At 67.4% G+C, this 20,918-nt stretch carries 15 protein-coding genes; 5 read left to right on the top strand and 10 right to left on the bottom strand.

What is annotated here, in order from left to right:
- Positions 1 to 2: 2 nt before the first annotated feature.
- From CFB47_RS20990 to CFB47_RS20970, 5 genes are all read right to left on the bottom strand, one after another.
- Complete coding sequence (locus CFB47_RS20990) at positions 3 to 1,928, bottom strand: (Fe-S)-binding protein (protein WP_089462148.1); 1,926 nt, start codon at positions 1,926 to 1,928, stop codon at positions 3 to 5.
- 3 nt (positions 1,929 to 1,931) lie between these two features.
- Positions 1,932 to 3,995 carry an NADH:flavin oxidoreductase gene (locus CFB47_RS20985; protein WP_021160633.1) on the bottom strand — a complete coding sequence of 688 codons (2,064 nt, stop codon included), beginning with the start codon at positions 3,993 to 3,995 and terminating at the stop codon, positions 1,932 to 1,934.
- Between the two features lie 76 nt (positions 3,996 to 4,071).
- A complete protein-coding gene (locus tag CFB47_RS20980; protein WP_043180450.1) occupies positions 4,072 to 4,605 on the bottom strand; it encodes a DUF5943 domain-containing protein in 534 nt (177 codons plus the stop codon).
- 140 nt (positions 4,606 to 4,745) lie between these two features.
- Positions 4,746 to 5,717 carry a dipeptidase gene (locus CFB47_RS20975; RefSeq protein WP_042588480.1) on the bottom strand — a complete coding sequence of 324 codons (972 nt, stop codon included), beginning with the start codon at positions 5,715 to 5,717 and terminating at the stop codon, positions 4,746 to 4,748.
- A 31-nt stretch (positions 5,718 to 5,748) separates the two neighbouring features.
- Positions 5,749 to 7,023 carry a serine hydroxymethyltransferase gene (locus CFB47_RS20970; protein ID WP_069260596.1) on the bottom strand — a complete coding sequence of 425 codons (1,275 nt, stop codon included), beginning with the start codon at positions 7,021 to 7,023 and terminating at the stop codon, positions 5,749 to 5,751.
- Positions 7,024 to 7,470: 447 nt separating this feature from the next.
- Here CFB47_RS20970 and CFB47_RS20965 point away from each other — a divergent pair, with 447 nt between their 5' ends.
- Positions 7,471 to 8,496, top strand: coding sequence for a GlxA family transcriptional regulator (locus CFB47_RS20965; RefSeq protein ID WP_089462147.1), 1,026 nt, complete (start codon positions 7,471 to 7,473; stop codon positions 8,494 to 8,496).
- 58 nt (positions 8,497 to 8,554) lie between these two features.
- Here the strand turns inward: CFB47_RS20965 and CFB47_RS20960 are convergent, their stop codons facing one another.
- Complete coding sequence (locus tag CFB47_RS20960; RefSeq protein ID WP_089441766.1) at positions 8,555 to 9,967, bottom strand: discoidin domain-containing protein; 1,413 nt, start codon at positions 9,965 to 9,967, stop codon at positions 8,555 to 8,557.
- A gap of 272 nt (positions 9,968 to 10,239) precedes the next feature.
- Between CFB47_RS20960 and CFB47_RS20955 the strand changes: the two genes are divergently transcribed.
- The 3 genes from CFB47_RS20955 (at position 10,240) to CFB47_RS20945 (ending at position 13,754) form a co-directional block, all read left to right on the top strand.
- Positions 10,240 to 11,661 carry a PLP-dependent aminotransferase family protein gene (locus CFB47_RS20955; RefSeq protein ID WP_089462146.1) on the top strand — a complete coding sequence of 474 codons (1,422 nt, stop codon included), beginning with the start codon at positions 10,240 to 10,242 and terminating at the stop codon, positions 11,659 to 11,661.
- A 262-nt stretch (positions 11,662 to 11,923) separates the two neighbouring features.
- A complete protein-coding gene (locus CFB47_RS20950; RefSeq protein WP_089462145.1) occupies positions 11,924 to 12,682 on the top strand; it encodes a hypothetical protein in 759 nt (252 codons plus the stop codon).
- 184 nt (positions 12,683 to 12,866) lie between these two features.
- Positions 12,867 to 13,754 (top strand): DMT family transporter, encoded by an 888-nt coding sequence (locus CFB47_RS20945; protein WP_089463498.1) that lies wholly within the window; start codon positions 12,867 to 12,869, stop codon positions 13,752 to 13,754.
- Here CFB47_RS20945 and CFB47_RS20940 read toward each other — a convergent pair.
- Entirely contained in the window at positions 13,743 to 14,660 is a 918-nt protein-coding gene (locus CFB47_RS20940; RefSeq protein ID WP_089462144.1) for a LysR substrate-binding domain-containing protein, read from the bottom strand. The two genes, CFB47_RS20945 and CFB47_RS20940, sit on opposite strands and share 12 nt — an antisense overlap.
- A 381-nt stretch (positions 14,661 to 15,041) precedes the next feature.
- Between CFB47_RS20940 and CFB47_RS20935 the strand changes: the two genes are divergently transcribed.
- A complete protein-coding gene (locus CFB47_RS20935) occupies positions 15,042 to 16,064 on the top strand; it encodes a class I fructose-bisphosphate aldolase (protein WP_089458764.1) in 1,023 nt (340 codons plus the stop codon).
- Positions 16,065 to 16,216: 152 nt separating this feature from the next.
- On the opposite strand, the gene fdhA is transcribed toward CFB47_RS20935, so the two are convergent.
- The 3 genes from fdhA to CFB47_RS20915 all read right to left on the bottom strand — a co-directional run bounded on the left by fdhA (position 16,217) and on the right by CFB47_RS20915 (position 20,912).
- Positions 16,217 to 17,413, bottom strand: a complete 1,197-nt coding sequence (gene fdhA / locus CFB47_RS20930) for a formaldehyde dehydrogenase, glutathione-independent (protein WP_027789739.1) — start codon at positions 17,411 to 17,413, stop codon at positions 16,217 to 16,219.
- A gap of 344 nt (positions 17,414 to 17,757) precedes the next feature.
- Complete coding sequence (locus tag CFB47_RS20920; protein ID WP_089462142.1) at positions 17,758 to 18,948, bottom strand: efflux RND transporter periplasmic adaptor subunit; 1,191 nt, start codon at positions 18,946 to 18,948, stop codon at positions 17,758 to 17,760.
- Positions 18,948 to 20,912: an efflux transporter outer membrane subunit gene (locus CFB47_RS20915; RefSeq protein WP_089462141.1), complete on the bottom strand. Its 1,965-nt coding sequence runs from the start codon at positions 20,910 to 20,912 to the stop codon at positions 18,948 to 18,950. Before CFB47_RS20915 ends, CFB47_RS20920 begins: the two co-directional genes overlap by 1 nt.
- Positions 20,913 to 20,918: the final 6 nt, after the last annotated feature.

Genomic DNA, 20,918 nt, shown 5'->3' with positions numbered 1-20,918 from the left:
ATTCACTCCAGCGAGGCGGCAACGAGTTCGGCCACGTCGAGCACGTCGGGGCGCGGGCCCACGACGCCTTCGAGCATCGCCGTGCAGTTCGGGCAGGCAACCGCGACCACGTCCGCGCCGATCGTGCGGGCATCGGCGATGCGGATGTCGGGAATGCGCTGCTTGCCGGGGATGTCGGTCAGCGGCGCCCCGCCGCCACCGCCGCAGCAGCGGCCGCGCATGCCGTTGCGCTCCATCTCGACGACCTGGATGCCGATCGTCTTCAGCAGCTTGCGCGGCGCTTCCGTCTCGCCGTTGTAGCGGCCGAGGTAGCACGGATCGTGATACGTGGTGCGCTTGTCCTGCAGCGCTTCGACGGCCTTCGGCGCGATCTTGCCGCTGTCGGCCAGCTCCGCGAGGAAGGTCGTGTGATGCTTGACCGTCACGCGCAGCCCGAGCGCACGGTATTCGTTGCGCAGGCTGTGCATCACGTGCGGGTCGGCCGTCACGATCTGCTTGTACGACAGCGTGTCGAGCGTGCCGATCAGGCGCTTCGCCATCTGCTGGAACGTCGCTTCGTCGCCGAGCCGGCGGGCGACGTCGCCCGTGTCGGTCTCGGTCGCGCCGAGCACCGCATAGTCGACGCCCGCCTTGTTCAGCACCGTGACGAATGCACGCAGCGTGCGCTGGTAGCGCATGTCGAACGCGCCTTCACCCGCGACGAACAGCACGTCGACCGGCTTGCCCGGTTGCGCGACGGGTGCGTTCAGGTCGACCGACCAGTCGTAGCGCGCAGCCGTGTCGTAGCCGCCCATCGTGCCCGTCTCGCGCAGGTTCGCGAGCACTTCCTGGCCCTTGCCCGGCACCGTGCCGTGCACGAGCGTGCGGTTGCGGCGCATGTCGACGATCGCGTCGACGTGTTCGATCAGCATCGGGCATTCCTGCACGCACGCGCGGCAGGTGGTGCACGACCACAGCGTCTGCTCTTCGATCAGGCCAGACACGATCGGGCCGTTCGGCTCGCCGCGATGCTGGCCGACCGCAATGCCCGGCGACGGGCTGCCGGCGTAAGCCGCATCGGTGCCGCCCGCCATCCCGACCACGAGATCCTGGATCAGCTTCTTCGGATTCAGCGGCTGGCCCGACGCGAACGCGGGGCACGCGGCTTCGCACTTGCCGCACTGCACGCACGCGTCGAAGCTCAGCAACTGGTTCCAGCGGAATTCGACCGGCTTCGCGACGCCGTACTCCTGATGCTCGATGTCCGGCAGCTTCAGCGCGGTCGGCGGCGTGGCCGTGCCGTTGCCGGTGAACGAGTCGCGGGTGGCCGCGAAACGCTCCTGGCGCGGGTGGAAGGCCAGGTGCAGGAGACCTGCGATCGCATGCTTCATCGGGCCGCCCTTCGCGGCGCCGACCGTCATCGTGAAGGCGCCGACACCGATCAGCACGGCGCAGAGCACCGCGAACGCGCCCGACATCGCGCCGGTCGGCACCAGCATGAACAGCACGAGGCCAAGCGCGAACGAGCCGAGCAGCCAGGGCAGCGTATTCCACGGGCCACGCGACAGGCGCGCCGGCACGTCCTTGGCCGCGCGCCGGCGCCACACGAACACCGCGCCGACCAGCATCGCGAGCGCCGCGAGGAAGATCAGCTTGTCGAGCCACGGCGAGTAGATCGCGAGGCCGTAGTTGACGAACACCAGCGCGAGCGCGCCGATCGCGCCGCCGGCCGTCGCGACGTGCGTCTTCGCGATGTACGGATCACGGGCGACCACATGGTGCAGGTCGACGAAGTAGCGCTTCGGGATCGCGAACAGGTTCGCGACGCCGAACGAACCGGGCGCGGTGGCCCGGCCCAGACGCCAGTAGGACGAGCGCTTCGCGACCGCGAACGCGAGCCCCGCCACCGACAGCCATAACAGGGCGGTAATGAGGAAGGACGGGTTCATCGTTTAGAAATCCTTCACGAGACGCAGCGAGTCGTAGATCGCCCCGTGGACGTTGTGCATCGAGATGCAGTCGCCGACACGGAACAGCAGGAAACGGCCGTTGCCGAGCTCTTCCGACAGGCACGGTTGCGGCTCGGCCGCGAACAGCGTGTGCGGATCGATCTGGCCACGGTTCACCGATTCCGGCTTGAGCTTCCAGTACAGCTCGTCGTTCGGCGACGAGCCGTTCTCGATCACCACCTGGTCGACCGCGCGCTCTTCCAGCTCTTCCGTGTACTCGTTGCGCAGCACGGCGATCAGCTTGCCGTCCTCTTCGTAGACGCGATCGAGCATCGTGTTCGGCGTCGGGATCACGCCGAATGCATACAGGCGGCGATAGAAGATCGGGAACGTCGTGCCGCCGCAATCGTCGGCGACCTTCACGTCCGGCGTGACGACCTCGACCTTCGAGCCGCGGCTCGCCATGAAGTCGGCCACGCCAGCGCCCGCATGCGTGCTCACGCCGTCGAACAGCAGCACGTTCTGCTTCGGCTCGACCTTGCCGGTGAGGATGTCCCACGAGCTGACGGCCAGCCCTTCGGCCACGCCCCAGCCCGGCACCTGCCACGTGAAGCTCGACCCGCCCGTCGCGAGCACGACGATGTCCGGCTTCTCGGCCATGATCATCTTCTCGTCGGCGGCCACGCCGAGACGGCGATCGACGCCCAGGCGCTTCGTTTCCATGTCGAACCAGCGGATGATCCCCGACATCTGTTCGCGCTGCGGTGCCTTCGCGGCGATCATCACCTGGCCGCCCACTTCGGCATTCTTCTCGAACAGCACCACATCATGGCCGCGCAGCTTCGCGACACGTGCGGCCTCGAGCCCTGCGGGGCCCGCGCCGACCACCACGACCTTGCGCTTCGGGCCGCGCGATTTCTCGATGATGTGCGGCATCGTCGCTTCGCGCGAGGTCGCCGCGTTCTGGATGCACAGCACGTCGAGGCCGTTGTACTGGCGGTCGATGCAGTAGTTCGCGCCGACGCACTGCTTGATTTCGTCCTCGCGGCCGTCGCGGATCTTGATCACCATGTGCGGATCGGCGATCTGCGCGCGCGTCATGCCGACCAGGTCGATCATGCCGGTCGCGAGCAGGCGCTCGGCCTGGCCCGCATCGCGGATGCTCTGCGCGTGCATCACCGGAATCTTCACGACCGACTTGATGCCGGCCGCGAGGTGCACGAACGGCTCCGGCGGTAGCGCCATCGGCGGCATGCAGTTGGCGATCGTGTTGTGCGTGTCGCCGCCCGAGCCGACCACGCTCAGGTAGTCGATCAGGCCCGTCTCCGACATCGCCTGCGCGATTTCCTTCAGCGCTTCGTGATCGAGGCCGTCCTCGTGGAATTCGTCGCCGCACATGCGCAGGCCGACGCAGAAATCCTTGCCCACCGCCTCGCGCACGGCCGTCAGCACCTCGATGCCGAAGCGCAGGCGGTTCTCCAGGCTGCCGCCCCATTCGTCGGTGCGGTGGTTCGAACGCTTGCTCCAGAACTGGTCGATCAGGTGCTGGTGCGCGGCCGAGATTTCGATGCCGTCCATGCCGGCCGCCTTCACGCGCTTCGCGGCAGCCGCGAAGTCACCGATGATGCGGCGGATTTCCTCGATCTCGATGATCTTCGCGTTGCCGCGGTGCACGGGTTCGCGCACGCCCGACGGTGACATCAGGTGCGGCCAGTGCTCGCCGTGGAACGACGAGCGGCGGCCCATGTGCGTCGCCTGGATCATGATCTTCGCGCCGTGCTTGTGCATCGTGTCGGCGAGGCGCGTGAGCGGATCGATGATCTTGTCGGTCGATAGGTTCACCGATTTCCACCAGCCCTGCGGGCTGTCGATCGACACCGGGCTCGACCCGCCGCAGATCGCGAGGCCCACGCCGCCCTTCGCCTTTTCTTCGTAGTAGCGGATATAGCGGTCGCCCGGCAGGCCGCCCGGCTCGGCATACACCTCCGCATGCGCGGTGCTGACGATCCGGTTGCGCAGCGTCAGCTGGTTCAGCTGCATGGGTTTGAACAGGTGGGGATAACGCATCGCTGGCGACCTCTGGCGTTCGAATGTCTCGTGTTGCGGGTGTTGTCGTGTTTCGGTGAATCCGTGCGTCAGGGCTTCAGTGCGCGATCGGCGACACTTCGAAGACGCAGTGGTCGTGATGCTCGGCCGCGCACTGCACTTCCTTCGATTGCGCACGCGGCGCGCCCTTGCCTTCCGGCGTCGTGTCGTTGACCCAGTCCATCGCGCCGGCGAACCAGCCCGCGAACATGTAGCAAAGCTTGCCTTCCTTGCCCGGCTGCTGGAGTACGAACGACGAGTGGCGCAGTTCGATCCTGGCGCGCGCGCTCGCCGGGTCGGCTTCGATGATCGAGAACAGGCCCCAGCCGCGCTGCGACAGGCGCTTCAGGTAGTGCTCGAACACGGCCATGCCGGTCAGGCCGTGCAGCTTCGCTTCCTTGTCGCACCAGTGGTAGGCGGACTTGTAGCCGGCCTTGTAGAGGATCTCGGCATACGCTTCGACGCCGAGCGCTTCCTCGACGGCGACGTGGTTGTTCGTGAAGAAGTGGCGCGGCACGTACAGCATCGGCAGCGCGTCGGTGGTCCAGACGCCGGTATCGGGATCGACGTTGATCGGCAGTTGCGGTTGCATCGTGGTGACTCCGTGAGGAAAGTGGCCGCGCGGCTCAGTGCACCGGCGCGACATCGTCCGCGCGCCCGTGCGGCTTGCACGGGCACGTCCCGATTTCTTTTAATGTTGAATCGCTGAAAGGGGTTCGGCGTTCGCGGCGCTTATGCGCCCCACACGTCCTTGAACACGCGCACCCAGTTCTCGCCCATGATCTTGCGGATACGCGACTCCTTCCAGCCGTGGCGTTCCATCGCCGCCGTCAGGTTCGGGAATTCGCCGATCGTGCGGATGCCGTCCGGGTTGATCACCTTGCCGAAGTTCGTCAGCTGGCGATAGCGGCCCTTGTCATGCGTCAGCATGTCGAAGAATTCCTTCGCGTAATCCTGCGTGAAGTCCGTGCCGATGCCGACCGCATCCTCGCCGATCAGGTTCACGACGTAGTCGATCGCCTCGATGTAGTCGTCGATGTTCGCTTCGATCCCGCGCTTGAGGAACGGCGCGAACATCGTCACGCCGACGAAGCCGCCCGCATCGGCGATCTCCTTCAGCTGCTCGTCGCTCTTGTTGCGCGGATGCTCCTTCAGGCCCGACGGCAGGCAGTGCGAGTAGCACACCGGCTTCTTCGAGAACGCGATCGCTTCCGACGACGTATTGCCGCCCACGTGCGACAGGTCGACCATGATGCCCACGCGGTTCATCTCGGTGATCACTTCGCGGCCGAAGTCCGACAGGCCGCCGTCACGTTCGTAGCAACCGGTGCCGACCAGGTTCTGCGTGTTGTAGCAGAGCTGCACGACGCGCACGCCCATGTCGGCGAACGCTTCGATGTAGCCGATGTTGTCCTCGAACGCATGCGCGTTCTGGAACCCGAGGATCACGCCGGTCTTGTCTTCCTTCTTCGCGCGGAAGATGTCTTCCGTCGTGCGCACCAGCGTCAGCAGCTCGCTGTTGTCGCGGATCTTCTTCTTCATCACGCCGATGTTGTCGACGGTCTTGGTGAAGTTCTCCCATACCGACACCGTGCAGTTCGCGGCCGTGATGCCACCCTTGCGCATGTCTTCGAACACCGGCTTCTCGAACTTCGAGATGTTCAGCCCGTCGATGATGATGCTGTCTTGATGCAGCGTGCTCATGTGTTGCTCCAGTATTGTCGGGTCGATGGGATCAGTAGATCGGGAAGCGTTCGCACAACGCGAAGATCTCGCGGCGCACGCGCTGTTCGGTCGCGTGGTCGCCTTCCGGGTTCGCGCGCAGCGCATCGAACACTTCCAGGATCAGGCGCCCCACCTCGCGGAATTCCGCGACGCCGAAGCCGCGCGTCGTGCCGGCCGGCGTGCCGAGGCGGATGCCCGACGTGACGGTCGGCTTCTCGGTGTCGAACGGAATGCCGTTCTTGTTGCAGGTGATGCCCGCACGCTCCAGCGCCTGCTCGACCGGCGCGCCCTTCAGGCCCTTCGGACGCAGGTCGACCAGCAGCAGGTGGTTGTCGGTGCCGCCCGTGACGAGATCGACGCCGCCCGCCTTCAGCACTTCGCCGAGCGCCTGCGCGTTCGCGAGCACGTTGTCGATGTAGGTCTTGAAGTCCGCGTGCAGCACTTCGCCGAACGCGACGGCCTTGCCGGCGATCACGTGCATCAGCGGGCCGCCCTGCAGGCCGGGGAACACGGCCGAGTTGATCTTCTTCGCGATGTCTTCGTCGTTGGTCAGCACGAAGCCGCCGCGCGGGCCGCGCAGCGTCTTGTGGGTGGTCGACGTGACGACGTGCGCATGCTCGACCGGGTTCGCGTGGCGGCCCGCGGCGATCACGCCGGCGATGTGCGCCATGTCGACCATCAGCTTCGCGCCGACGCTGTCGGCGATCGCACGGAAGCGCGCGAAGTCGAGCGCACGCGGGTAGGCCGAGAAGCCGGCGATGATCAGGTTCGGCTTGTGCTCGTGCGCGAGCGCCTCGACCTGGTCGTAGTCGATCCGCATCGTGTCGCGGTTCACGCCGTACTGCACGGCGTTGAACCACTTGCCCGACAGCGCCGGCTTCGCGCCGTGCGTCAGGTGGCCGCCGGCGTCGAGCGACATGCCGAGCACCGTGTCGCCCGGCTTGGCCAGCGCGAGCATCACCGAGCCGTTCGCCTGCGCGCCCGAGTGCGGCTGCACGTTCGCATAGCCGGCATTGAAGATCTGCTTGACGCGCTCGATTGCCAGCGCCTCGACTTCATCCGCGAATTCGCAGCCGCCGTAATAGCGCTTGCCGGGATAGCCTTCCGCGTACTTGTTGGTCAGCACCGAGCCCTGCGCCTCGAGCACGGCGCGAGACACGATGTTTTCCGACGCGATCAGCTCGACCTGCGACTGCTGACGCTCGAGTTCCTTCAGGATGGCGCTGCGCACCGGCGCGTCGCGCTCGGCGAGGGACTGCGAGAAGAAAGGCTGGGTGTTCGACATAGTGCGTCCGTGACGAAGAATAAGGGGCTGAAACCGAAGCTCAAGGCCCGCCCTGCCTGGGTTTCCCGCTCGTCCCGTACAAGGCTGCCGACGGCTCTATTCTTGTCGTTCGGATTTTCGGCGGATTGATGAATTTAGACGCGTTCTTTGCCTTTTCCGCCATCCGCGTCCGTTTTATACAAGTGACCGGTCGTGCTTTTTCGGATGACCAACAAAAGTGGTCGAGCCAGTTCACCTATGAACAGGCACGCCGGCGGTGCGATTGCCGCCCGGTCGGGGTGCAACCCGTCACGGATACGGTGCAGTGCAGCATGCCGCTTTCAGCCAGACAACGTATGGATCTAGGGTTTAGCCGTATGGCACGCTTGTTGCGCTGGCTCACACAATATCGCAGCCCGATCGGTGCCCCCGGGCGTAAAGCTATTAGAGATTCTAGGAACGCTCCCCATGTCGCCCGACCGCACAGCGTCGCTGTCCCACTTCGCGTTCATGCCGTTACCGAACTTCACGATGATCGCGTTCACCAATGCGATCGAGGTGCTTCGGATGGCGAACTATCTGAGCGGCCAGCCGCTCTATCGCTGGTCGGTCATCAGTCCGGATGGCGGCCCGGTCACCGCGAGCAACGGCCTGACGGTCGACACCGGCCCGGCCGAATGCGTGGGGCAGCCCGACATCGTGTTCGTGTGCGGCGGCGTCGACGTGCAGCGCGCGACCACGCCCGCCCATCTGTCGACGCTGCGCCGCTTCGCGCGCGCGGGCATCCCGCTCGGCAGCCTGTGCACGGGCACCTATGCACTCGCGAAGTCGGGGCTGCTCGCGGGCTACGCGTGCGCGATCCACTGGGAGAACATGTCGGCGCTGAAGGAAGAGTTTCCGGACACGCGCTTCCTGAAGGAACTGTTCGTGATCGACCGCGACCGCATCACGTGCACGGGCGGCGTCGCGCCGCTCGACATGATGCTGAACCTGATCGCCGCGCGCGTGGGCACCGCGCGCGTCACGCAGATCGCCGAGCAGTTCATCGTCGAACACGTGCGCGACACGAGCGCGCAGCAACGCATGCCGCTCGTCGCGCGCCTCGGCTCCGCGAACAAGTCGCTGTTCGAAGTGATCTCGTTGATGGAGAACAACATCGAGGAGCCGCTGTCACGCGAGGAACTCGCGCGGCTCGCGAACATGTCGCAGCGGCAACTGCAGCGCCTGTTCCGCGAACACCTCGGCATGACGCCGACGCACTACTACCTGACGCTACGGTTGCGCCGCGCACGCGAACTGCTGCTGCAGACCGACATGTCGATCATGCACATCACGATGGCGTGCGGCTTCCAGTCGGCGTGCCATTTCAGCAAGAGCTATCGCGACGCGTTCGGCGTCGCGCCGACCCGTGAGCGCCGCAAGCAGGTGGCGCCGCTCGCGCAGGGTGCGGCAAGCGCCAGCCCCGCCTTTCCGGCGCATGTGCTGCATGCGTGATCCGCGCCGCGCTTGATGCAAAAAAAAGCGACCTCGAAGGTCGCTTTTTTCTTTGCGCTTACGATCCCCACACCTGCATTTCGTCGAGCGAATACCCCCACGGCGTCGCGCGCTTCGTGCCATACATCCGCACGTAGCGGCCATGCCCGTTCAGATTCGGCAGCGTCACATGGCCATACGACACGCCGTTGTTCGTCGAGTAGATCGTCGTCCAGTTCGCATTGTCGTTCGACGTCTGGATCTGGTAGACGAGCGCGCCCGCATCCCAGTAGAGATCGATGCTGCTGATCGTCTTCGTCGCGCCGAGATCGACGGAGATCCATTGCGGATCGACGCCCGCGCCTTCCGGCGAATCCCAGCGCGTGCTCGTGGTGTTGCCGTCGAACGCCTTGTCGGGCGTGAGCGATGCGTTGTAGCTCGCCGAGGCAGCAGCCGGACGCCCCTGCGACAGCAGCGTCGGCTGCGCGGCGGCCGGGCCGCCGTAGTAGCTCGACCCGAGCTTGGCCTTCGTCGTGTCGGCGTTCACGCCGAACGGCGACAGGCTCCAGCGCTGGCCGGTCGTCACGTCACCGACGTAGAGCTGGTAGCCGCCCGCCGTCGTCGACGAGAAGAACACGTAGTTGGTGCCGCTCACCGGCGCCGGATCCGAGTTGTTGCTCACGCAGTCGTTGATCGGCAACGCGTTCGGCGTCGACGCCGGGTCCGCCGTCTTCGTATAGATCTGGTCGGCCTGGCCGCTGTCTTTCCAGCGCGCGTAGAACACCATGCCGTCCCCACGCACGATCGGGTAGTACGTCTGCAGTCCGGCCGGGGCGTCGAACACCGCAGTCGCGCCGGTCGCGAGCGTGCGCTTCATCAGCCCCATGTTCGCGCCCGTGCCGGTCGCGTAGTACACGGCGCTCGCATCGGGCGCGAGGAACGGCATCGAGTATTCGGCGCCGGAGGGGGCGTTCGTCAGGCTCACGACCGACGTGAACACCGGGCCCGCGCTCGTGTACGACAGCGTCGCCTGCTTGACGTCGCCGTTCTGCTTGAACACGAGCGTCTTGCCGTCCGTGCTGAATTTCGGATCCTCGTTGCGCGTGGCGCCCGTGCTGTTGGTGAGGTTGACGGGCGGCGTGCCGGCGCCGAGCTGCAGCATGAACACGTTCCATGCGCCGTTGCTGATGCCCATGAACGCGAGCCACTTGCCGTCGGGGCTGAACACGCCGTTCATCGGATCGGTGATGCCCCATGCGCTCTTGCTCAGTTGCGTCAGCGTATGAGCCGAGAAGTCGTACAGGAACAGCTGGCTCGTGCCGTCGCCGTACTTGACGTAGCTGTGATAGACGAGCTTGCCGGTCAGAGCGGCGGGGAACGTCGCGTTGGATTGCGTCGGGGGATTGCTGATGCAGGCGGCCTGCGCGGCGCCGCCGAGGAGGTTGAGGGCAACGCCGGCCACGAGGCCCGCGACGAGAGTGTTCAATTTCACGCTGTAGGTTTCCGGTTAGGGTCATGACACCGCTGACTAGACCTCGCACGCACAGGCGCACGGGGCACGGATCAGCCGGCGGACAGCGTGAATTCCGTATCGGTCAATGTCGGGAACAAGGATTGCTCGAGGAGCGAAAGCATGCCAGCGCATCGCGCCGAAAAACAGGATCAGTGCGCGTGAAAAACGAGCGGATCACGGATAACGACCTGTGGCGCAGCGCGCGCCGTGCTACTCTTTTTCGGCACAAAGTTGCTCGACTTGAGGCAGGCATGAAGCGTTATGCGATGCTCGCCCGGACGATTTCCGAGTCGATCCGGCGGGGAGATCTGGCCCCCGGTACGCGCATCCCCACCGTGCGCGCCGCGTGCCGCGCATATGGCGTGAGTCCTTCCACCGTGTTTCGCGCGTACTACGCGCTCGAAAGCGAGGGCCTGATCGTCGCGCGTGCACGGTCCGGCTATTTCGTTGCGAACCTCGAAGACAAGCACGTGCGGTTCGGCCACGAACCGCCGCGCAAGCCGGCCGCCCCGCCCGCAGGCAACGGCGATACGTTGTTCCGGCTGCTCGACTCGCTCAGATGCGAGGACATCGTCCCGCTCGGCTCGGCCTTCGCCAGCTATTCGCTGTTCCCGATGAGCAGCCTGTGGCGCGCGATGGCGTCGGCGGCCCGCAACATGGATCGCACGGCCCTGCTGTCCGGCGCGCCGCCCGGCCATGACGGGCTGCGCCGCCAGATCGCGCTGCGCTACCTGATTGCGGGCGCGGCGTTGCCGATGGACGAGATCGTCATCACGACCGGTGCGCTCGAAGCGCTGACGCTCAGCCTGCAGGCGCTGACACGCCCCGGCGATATCGTCGCGATCGAGCGACCGGCGTTTCATGCGGTCCTGGAGGCCGTGCAGCGCCTGCACCTGAAGGCCGTCGAGATTCCGGTCGACCCGCGCACCGGCCTCGATCTCGACGCGCTCGCGAAAGCGCTCGACACGCATCCGGTGCGCGCGTGCTGGTTCATGACGTCGTTCCACAACCCGACCGGCGCGACGCTGACCGACGAGCGCAAGCGCGCATTGATCGACCTGCTCGCGGCACGCAACGTGCCGCTGATCGAGGACGACGTCTACGGCGAGCTGCATTTCGGCACGGCGCCCACGCGTCCCGCGAAGCTGTACGACGACAGCGGTCTCGTCCTGCATTGCGGCTCGTTCTCGAAATGCCTCGCGCCCGGGTTTCGGATCGGCTGGGTCGCGGCCGGGCGCTACGTGCGGCAAATTCGTCAGGCCAAGGGCGCCAGCGCGCCAGCAGCTGACGTGCCTGCGCAGATGGCGATTTCGAGCTACCTGCGCGACGGCGCGTACGACCGCTTCCTGCGCAAGCTGCGTCGCAATCTTGCCGCGCACCAGGCACAGATGCTGGCGGCCGTGCGCGCGTATTTTCCGGCCGGCACCGAAGTGTTCGCGCCGCGCGGCGGGTATTTCCTGTGGATCGAACTGCCGCCGCGCGTGGATGCGATGCACCTGTTCGGCGATGCGATGGAAAGCGGCGTCAGCATCGCGCCGGGGCCGATCTTTTCCGCGACCGGCGGATTTCGCCGCTTTCTTCGGCTCAACTACGGCCGGCCGTGGACGCCGGCCGTCGAACACGCGATGGAGACCATCGGGACGCTCGCGGCCCGGCAGCGGCGGGACGGTTAGCGCGGAACCGACGCCTCACGACAGCCTGTTTGTGCCTTGCGTTTCACGCGCCAGCGACCAAAAATGAATCGGTAGGCCATCACGGACGAACGTGTTCCGCGCCCCCGATGTCACGGAGAATCCATGAACACCGCATGCGAACGACAGTCCACGAGGTACGCTCCACTGCATTCCGGCACGGGCCGATGGGCCGCCGTGCCGGAACGGCTCATGACGCCCGGCGCACGTTCGCGTCGTTGACGGCGCCCACCCGCTTCCAGCGATGCGAGTCCTCCTCAACCGTACAATTCGCTCACGCGACGACTGGCGCGCGATCCTGAACGCGCGAGCGCACGCGCGACGCACCGCCAGCTTCCGCTGCAGGGCATGCGGCTTCATGGCCTTCCGTGCGCTCGAGCACTGCCCCGACTGCGGACGGCGGAACTGGCCGTTCGATTCGATCCCCCGCGCACCGGATGCCACGCCTGCTCCGCACGCCGCTCACACGTGGTCGTCGCGCATCACGCGCGCGCTTCGCAACGCGGCGCTCCAGCAACCTCGCGCATCGACCGCGCCGATCCTGAGCATCCTGACACTCGTGCTGCTGGTCGGCGGCTATGTGGTGGTCGACCGGACCTGCAAGGCCGATCCGGCCTGTCGCGGTTCGAATGATTCGCGCGCGATGGCGAGCGATGCCGCCCCGTACGCATCGAACGACCCCGTGCTGCCGGTCTTGCCCGCCCCCGTCTATCCGTTTCATTCGACTGACGGAACACAGGCGGCGGTCGCCCGACCGGGCAGCCCGGGCCCGGAAGCCGCCCGTGCACCGGCGGGACGGACGGCAGTCGCGCGAGCGGCGCCGGCCATGCGCGCACCCGACCGGTCGCACTCCGCCGCCACGGTTCGCCTCGCGGGCTGGAACGGCAATCACGGTGCCGCGCATCGTCCACACACCATCCACCGCGTGAGCACGCACACTGCACATACGCGACGCGCCGCCAGCAATACGCAGCAAATCGCGCAGCTCTATCGCGGCCACTGAGCACGCAGGCGTAATGCACGCAGGCGCGTTCGTCGATTCATTTTTCTAAACCGCCCCTCACAAAACCTCGTTTGCGTCGCGACCCACGCGTGACGTTCAATGGGTCATTCGCCCGCGCCGGCGCATCTCGCATCTCGTGTATTGCGTTCCGGTCGGCCGCCTGATCCACCGAACGGAGTCGTCGATGAATGCACTACAGCTCGTGACCCTTGCCGCCATCTGGGGCGCGTCCTTCCTGTTCATGCGCATGGGCGCACCGGAATTCGGCGTCGTCCCGCTGATCGCGCTGCGCGTCGCGATCGCGGCCGTGCTGTTGTCGCCGGTGCTGCGCAACGCGCAGGCGCGACAGGAATTCCGCTCGCATGCCGTGCCGCTGTTCGTCGTCGGCATCACGAACTCGGCGCTGCCGTTCTGCCTGCTGACCTACGCGGCGCTGTTCGTGTCAGCCGGCACCGATTCGATCCTGAATGCGACGACGCCGCTATGGACCGCGATCGTCGCGTACGTGTGGCTGCGTGCGCCGCTGACGAAACCGCAGGCGCTCGGCCTCGCGCTGGGCTTTGCCGGTGTCGTCGTGCTCGCCGGCTCGGCGGTCGGCGCCGGCACGCCCGGCGCATCGCGCGCGATCGCCGCCGCGATGCTCGCGACGCTGTCGTACGGCTTTGCCGCGCATTACTCGAAGCGCAGGCTGGCGAACGTCAGGCCGTTCGTGTCGGCGTTCGGCAGCCAGTTGTTCGCGGCGGTCGCGCTCGTGCCGCTCGCGCTGCCGATGTGGCCGCACGGCCCCGTGCAACCCTCCGCGTGGATCGCGGTGGTGCTGCTGGGTGCGATCTGCACGGCCGTCGCCTATCTGCTGTATTTCGGGCTGATCCGCAACGCGGGCGCGCAATATGCGGCGTCGGTCACGTTCCTGATTCCGATCTTCGGCGTCGTATGGGGCGCGATCTTCCTGCACGAGACCGTCACTGTGCAGACGCTCGCCGGGTGCGCGATCATCCTGCTCGGCACTGCGCTCGCGACCGGCAAGCTCAAGGGGTTCACGCCCGCCACCGTGCGCAGGTCACGCCAGTAGATCGCGCGGGCCGTCGTCGTCGCAGCCGCCGATCTCGCTCGCGAGCCAGTCGCGGAATGCGGCGATCTTCCATTCGTGCTGGCGCGCTTCGCTGCACACGACGTAATAGGACAACTCGGTCGGCCAGGGCCGTGCGAGCACGCGAACCAGCCGGCCGGCCGCGACTTCGTCCCGCGCATAGATGTCGCGCACCAGCGCCACGCCCTGTCCGGCGACCGCCGCCTTGATCAGCAACGCATCCTCGCTGAAGCTCGCGCCGCGCGGCGCACGAGGATCCTCGATTCCCTGCGCGCGCAGCCACAGCGCCCAGTCGGCGCGATCCGCGTCCTGCAGCAGCGGATACGACAGGCAGTCGGCCGGCGCGGCGATCGGGCGGGCGGGATCGAGCAGTTGCGGGCTGCAGACGGGCCACAGCTCCGGCGTCCAGATACGGAACGATGCGTGCCCGGGATAGTGGCCCAATCCGTGCCGGATCGCGACGTCGACATAGTCGCGCCGCAGGTCGACCAGCTGCGCGCGCGTTTCGACGGTGATTTCGATTTCGGGGTACGCGGCATTGAACGCGCCGAGGCGCTGCACGAGCCACGTGTTCGCGAAGGACGCGGTGGTCGTCACCGCGAGGCGGACGATGCGCCGGTTCGCCCCGTGCACGTTCGCCCACGCGGCCTCGATTTCGTTGAAGCCGCCGGCGAGCTGGTCGAACAGCGCGCGGCCCGTGCCGGTCAGCTCGAGTTCGCGGCCGGTGCGCTCGAACAGCCGCACGGCGAGGCGATCCTCGAGATTGCGGACATGCTGGCTGACGGCGCCTGGCGAAATGCAGAGCTGGTCGGCCGCCTGTTTCATGCTGCCGCAGCGCGCCACTTCGACGAACGTGTGCAACGCTGCGAGGGGAAGTGACTTGGCCATCCGTGGATACGCCGCCGAACGGCGGCGATGGGGTCGGGAACGGGCGATGATTATCGCAGCAATTGCGCGTACCCGGGATGGCGGGGCGCTCGTGTTCCGGGCTGCACGAACGTATGCGGCGCCGGCTCTCCCCCTGCACCTTCCCGGCAAAAAACGGGCGGCCCTTTTCCGGCACCGCCCGTTTCGCGCGGCGCGTCACACGCGTCGAGCGACAGCCCATCACGCACCAGCCCCCGGGCACGAACGATGCGCCCGAGCACGCGCCTTGCGTTCCGGCCGATGCGCGACAAAGAATGAAGTCGGAACACGGCGTGACGACCGCGACGAAATGAACAGCGGGCGGTCGCCCCGGCCGCGTGGCGGTTTCAGCGGAGGAATTCCATGAGCACCGAGAGCACACTCCAGGCGACGATCCAGGCACTCGTTCAGGATGGCAAAGGCTTGCTGGCGGCCGACGAAAGCGGGCCGACCATCGCGAAGCGCTTCAAGACGATCGCGGTCGAATCGACCGAAGCGAACCGCCGCGCATGGCGCACCCTGTTGCTGTCGACGCCGGGCCTCGGTGAATTCATCAGTGGCGTGATCCTGTATGAAGAGACACTCGGGCAGTGTGCGGACGATGGCACGCCGTTGCCCGAACTCGCCGCTCGCCAGCAGATCGTGCCGGGCATCAAGGTCGACGCGGGCAAGATTCCGCTCGCGCTCGCGCCCGGCGACGAAATCACGCAAGGGCTCGACGGGCTTGCCGCGCGCCTCGACGGCTACCAGCGGCAAGGCGCGCGGTTCGCGAAATGGCGCGCGGTGTACAACGTGTCCGCCACGCTGCCGGGCCATGCGGCGATCGAAGCCAACGCCGAAGCGCTGGCGCGCTATGCGGCGATCTGCCAGGAGGCCGGCGTCGTGCCGATCGTCGAGCCGGAAGTGCTGATGGACGGCGATCATTCGATCGGCCGCTGCGCGCAAGTGACCGACGCCGTGCTGCACGCCGTGTTCAACGCGCTGCACCGGCACCGGGTCGCGCTGGCGTACATGTTGCTCAAACCGAGCATGGTCGTCGCGGGCAGCACGCACGCCGAACAGCCGGCCCCCGCCGAAGTCGCCGAAGCCACGGTGCGCCTGTTGCGCAGCATCGTGCCGGCCGAAGTGCCCGGCATCTTCTTCCTGTCCGGCGGACAGACGCCCGAGGAAGCGACCGCGCATCTCGACGCGATGAATCGCGTTGACGGGCGGCCGTGGGTGCTGAGCTTTTCCTATGGACGCGCGCTGCAGGAGCCGCCGCTGGCCGCTTGGAAGGGACAGGCGGCCAACGTACGCGCCGCGCAGGAGGCGCTGCTGCTGCGTGCACGCCTGAACAGTGCGGCCTGTTGCGGTCAGTACGATGCCGCGATGGAGCGCACCGCGTGAACGGCACCCGATCGATCGTTCACGCGTGAGCGTCTCGCCCGGCGCCATCGCGGGCACTGAGCGGGCACTGAGCAAACGCGTCCCGAACGCACAAAGGGCCGGGGCGCTTGCACGCCCCGGCCCCTTCGATTGCCGCGCGGTGTTCGGTCGCGTTACGCCGCCAGCAACCCGTGCGGGTCGATGACGAATTTACGCGGCGCGCCGCCGTCGAACTTCTTGTAGCCTTCCGGCGCCTGGTCGAGCGAAATCACTTCGACGTTGACGATCTTCGCGATCGGCAGCCGGTCGAACAGGATCGCCTGCATCAGGTTGCGGTTGTACTTCAGCACCGGCGTCTGACCCGTGAAGAACGAGTGCGACTTCGCCCAGCCGAGGCCGAAGCGGATGCTCAGGCTGCCGTGCTGCGCGGCCTTGTCCTTCGCGCCCGGATCGTCCGTCACGTACAGGCCCGGGATGCCGATCGCGCCGGCCGGGCGCGTGATTTCCATCAGCGAGTTCAGCACCGTCGCGGGCGCTTCCTCCGCATGGCCCGACGAACCGTGGCCGTGCGCCTCGAAGCCGACGCAGTCCACCGCACAGTCGATCTCGGGCACGCCGAGGATCTGCTCGATCTGCTCGCCGAGCGAGGCGTCCTTCGACAGGTCGACCGTCTCGAAGCCCATCGCCTTCGCGTGCGCGAGACGTTCCGCGTTCATGTCGCCGACGATCGTCACGGCCGCGCCGAGCAGGCGCGCCGAGGCGGCCGCCGCCATCCCGACCGGGCCCGCGCCCGCGATGTAGACCGTCGAACCCGGCTTCACGCCCGCGCTCACCGCACCGTGATAACCGGTCGGCAGAATGTCGGACAGGCAGGTCAGATCGCGGATCTTCGCCATGGCCTGATCGCGATCGGGGAATTTCAGCAGGTTGAAATCGGCATACGGCACGAGCACGTACTCGGCCTGGCCGCCAATCCAGCCGCCCATGTCGACGTAGCCGTAGGCGCCGCCGGCACGCGACGGGTTCACGTTCAGGCACACGCCCGTATGCGTGTCCTTGCACATCGCACAGCGGCCGCAAGCCACGTTGAACGGCACCGACACGAGGTCGCCGAGTTTCAGCGTCTCGACGTCGCGGCCGATCTCGACCACCTCGCCCGTGATCTCGTGACCGAGCACGAGGCCGACCGGCGCGGTCGTGCGGCCGCGCACCATGTGCTGGTCGGAACCGCAGATGTTCGTGCTCACCACTTTCAGGATCACGCCGTGGCCGATTGCGCGGCCGCTCGGGTCGACCATCTTCGGATAATCGATTTTCTGGACTTCGACCTGGCCCGGTCCAAGATAGACGACACCTCGATTGCTGCTCATCGTATTGTCTCCATGTCTCGTTGGATGGCGCCGCGGCGCGCCGGCTCATGCGGCGCACGCGCAACGTGCTGTTCGAGAGTAGTCCCGGAGGCAGGGGCGCCGATGTCTCAAACGCGACATGCGTTTGAACGGCGCCGACATCGATGGCGGAAATGCGAAAGTCGGGTGGAAACGACGGGAAGGTTTGGCGCACGGGGGGACGTGCTGGATGGTGATGGTGCTGGAGGTGCTGGAGGTGCTGGAGGTGCTGGGGGCGCTCGGGTGCTGGACGCGCTGGCGCGCGCCGCAACGCGCCGGGCGGCGGGCCGTTCGCAGCGACCGGCCGCCCTACTCTCGAACTGGCGTTACCCGCCCTGATTTTCGCGGATGATCGCGGCGGCGGCGCTTTCCGCGTCGCTCGCGACGCCGTCGTGCACGCGCGTGCTGACGGCCGGCGTCGGCGGCTCGCTGTCGAGCGCATGGCCGTTGCGATCGTGCGTGTCGACCGTCGCGCGCATCGACAGCCCGACACGCAGCGGATGCGCGGCCAGATCGCGCGCATCGAGCGCGATCACGACCGGCACGCGCTGCACGACCTTGATCCAGTTGCCGGCCGCATTCTGCGACGGCAGCATCGAGAATGCGCTGCCCGTGCCCGCCGAGAAGCCCTGCACGCGGCCGCGATAGGTCACGCGCGAGCCGTACAGGTCCGACACGACCTCGACCGGCTGCCCGATGCGCATGTGGCGAATCTGCCCTTCCTTGAAATTCGCCTCGATCCACAGCTGGTTGAGCTGCACGATCGACATCAGCGGCACGCCGGGCCCGACCTGCTGGCCGACCTGCACCGAACGCTGCCCGATCGTGCCGTCGACCGGCGCGACGATCGTCGTGCGCTTCAGGTTCCGGTACGCGAGCTTGAACTGCGCGGCCGCCTGCACGACCGCCGGGTTTTCTTCGACGGGCAACTTGGTGCCGAGCGCACGTGCCGCATCGAGCTGCGCCTGCGCGGCCGCGAGATTCGCCTGCGCACCGGCAACCGCCGCGCGCGCACGCGCGAGTTCCTCGGGCGCGACGATCTCGACCGACGCGCCCGAGCGTGCGGCGAACGCGCGCTGCGCGAGCGTCAGGTCGGCGCGCCGCGCATTCACGGCCTCGACGTACATCGTGTTCGAGATCTTCGCGTTCGCGACCTGCCGCACCGCCTGTGCAAGCTGCGCCTTCGCCTGCGCGAACGCGACGGACGCCTCGGTGTCGTCGAGCTTCACGAGGGTCTGGCCGGCGCGCACGGCCTGCGTATCGGCCACCACGACGTCGGTCACCGATCCGGGGATCTGCGCGGCGACCTGGACGATGCTGCCCGCGACGTACGCGTCGTCGGTGTCTTCGTAATAGCGATCGCTCAGCAGCCAGTACGCGATCCATGCGAGCGCGGCCACCAGCACGACCGCGAAGAACGCGATGAAGCGCTTGCGGCGCGTCGCGCGGCGCGCGTCGAGTGCCGGGTCGTTCAGTGCGGCCGGCGGCGCGGCGGTATGGAGGTTGTCGTGGTGCATCAGTCGCTTTGCGTAACGATCAGACGATCGTGCTGGAACAAGGGGATCGGCGGCATGACCGACGGGCTCGGCGCCGGATTCGCCGCGGCCGTGTGCGCGAGAACGGGGGTGACGCGAGGCGTCGCGGCAGCGGCCGGCGTGCGTGCCGCGTCGTCGCGTCGTGTGGAACCCGCATTCGATGCAGCGACGATCGGCGGTACGGCCACGCTCGCCGCACGCACATCGGCGGACGGTGCCGCCGCCGGTCGGCTCGGGGTCGGCGTGGTCGATGCGGTCGATGCGGTCGATGCGGTCGCGGCGGTCGGTGCAGTCGGTGCAGTCGGTGCAGTCGATGCGGTCGATGCGGTCGGTGCAGTCGATGCGGTCGGTGACGTCGGTCCGGTCACGGTGGCCGCCGCGGGCGCAGCAGTCGAAGCGCCCCGCTTCGCCACCCCGCCACGCGCCCGATGCGCGGCCGCCGCCTGCGCAACCGTCGCGCCCGCATCGAACCCGCCGCCCAGCGCGCCGATGAGCCCGATTCGCAGCGCTCGCTGCCGGCCGAGCAACGCGATCATCTGCGCGCGCTCGTCGATCAGCGTGAGATCCGCGACGTCCACGTCCTTCTGCATCAGCACGCCGCGCCGGTGCCGGTCGGTTGCGATCTCAACGATCTTCTGCGCGGCCGCGACTGCATCCTGCTGCTGCGCGACGAGCGTCTGCGACGTCTGAAGCGACGTGACGAACTGCGCGACCTGCCCGAGCGCGTCGTCGACGGTCTTGTTGTACAGCCCGATCGCGACGTCGGCCTGCGCGACATCCGCACCGAGCTTCGCCTTCAGCCGGCCGCGATCGAAGATCGGCAGCGAGATCGCCGGGCCGACGGACCCGGCGAGCGCATCGCGCGAGAACAGCGACGCGGGCGTGAGCGCAAACACGCCGCCGAGCGCGACGAGGTTCACGTCCGGATAGAACTGGGCGCGCGTCGAATCGGCGTTCGCGAACGCGGCTTCGACACGCAAGCGCGCGGCGACGATGTCGGGCCGGCGCCCCAGCAGATCGGCCGGCAGCCGCACGGGCAGCGCGCCGCCCGCCAATGCGCCGACCCGCGGCCGCTGCAGCGCGAGCCCGCGTTCCGGGCCACGGCCCGACAGCACGCCGAGCTGCAGCTGCGCGAGCTTGATCTGCTCGTCGTTCATCGCGATCTGCGCGAGCAGCTTGCTGCGCTTGATCGATGCGTCGCTCGCGTCGTACGCATTGTCGAGCCCGCGCGCGGTGCGCTCGCGCAGCACCGTCGTCACGCGCTGGCTGACCTTCAGTTTCTGCTGCAGCAGGTCCTGCGTCGCATACGCCTGGTCGAGCTGGCAGTAGACGGTGACGATCGCGACCGCCAGCGTGAGCCGCACCTGCTCGGCCTCGACCCGCGCCGCTTCGCGCAGCGACATCAGGCTCTTCGTCGCGGCGCGGTTCTTGCCCCACAGATCGAGCTGGTAGGTCAGCCCGACGAACACCGACGACGGCGACGTGTTCGGATCGCCGAAGATCTCCACCGGCACGCGATAGCCGCTGACCGACACGTTGGCGACGTCGTCGCCCGGCTTCGGCATTCGCGCGCGGCTGACCGTCGCGCCGGCCGTGCCCGTCAGCCCCGTCAACGCATCGAACTGCTGAAGCTGCGCCTGCGCGATCCGCAGCCGCGCCTGCGCGACCTGCAGGTCGGGGTTGTTTTGCGCAGCCTCGGCCACCAGCGCGTCGAGCTGCGGATCATTCAACTGCTTCACCCAGTCGGGCGCGGGCCACGCACCGTTCACGCCGGGGCCGGCCGTGTGCACGAGCGCATCGTCGGCCGGTGCGCGCAACGACAGCGACGGCAGGAAGCCTGACGGCACGCATCCGCTCAACGCCAGCGACGCGGCCGCGGCGACGATCATCATCGAGCCGCCCTTCACGCCACGCGCCGCATGCGCCGCTTGATTCACCCGCCTCATCGCGCC

The sequence above is a fragment of the Burkholderia sp. AU27893 genome, assembly GCF_002223205.1.
Lineage (GTDB): Bacteria > Pseudomonadota > Gammaproteobacteria > Burkholderiales > Burkholderiaceae > Burkholderia.
This window is presented reverse-complemented; position numbering and strand designations above follow the sequence as displayed.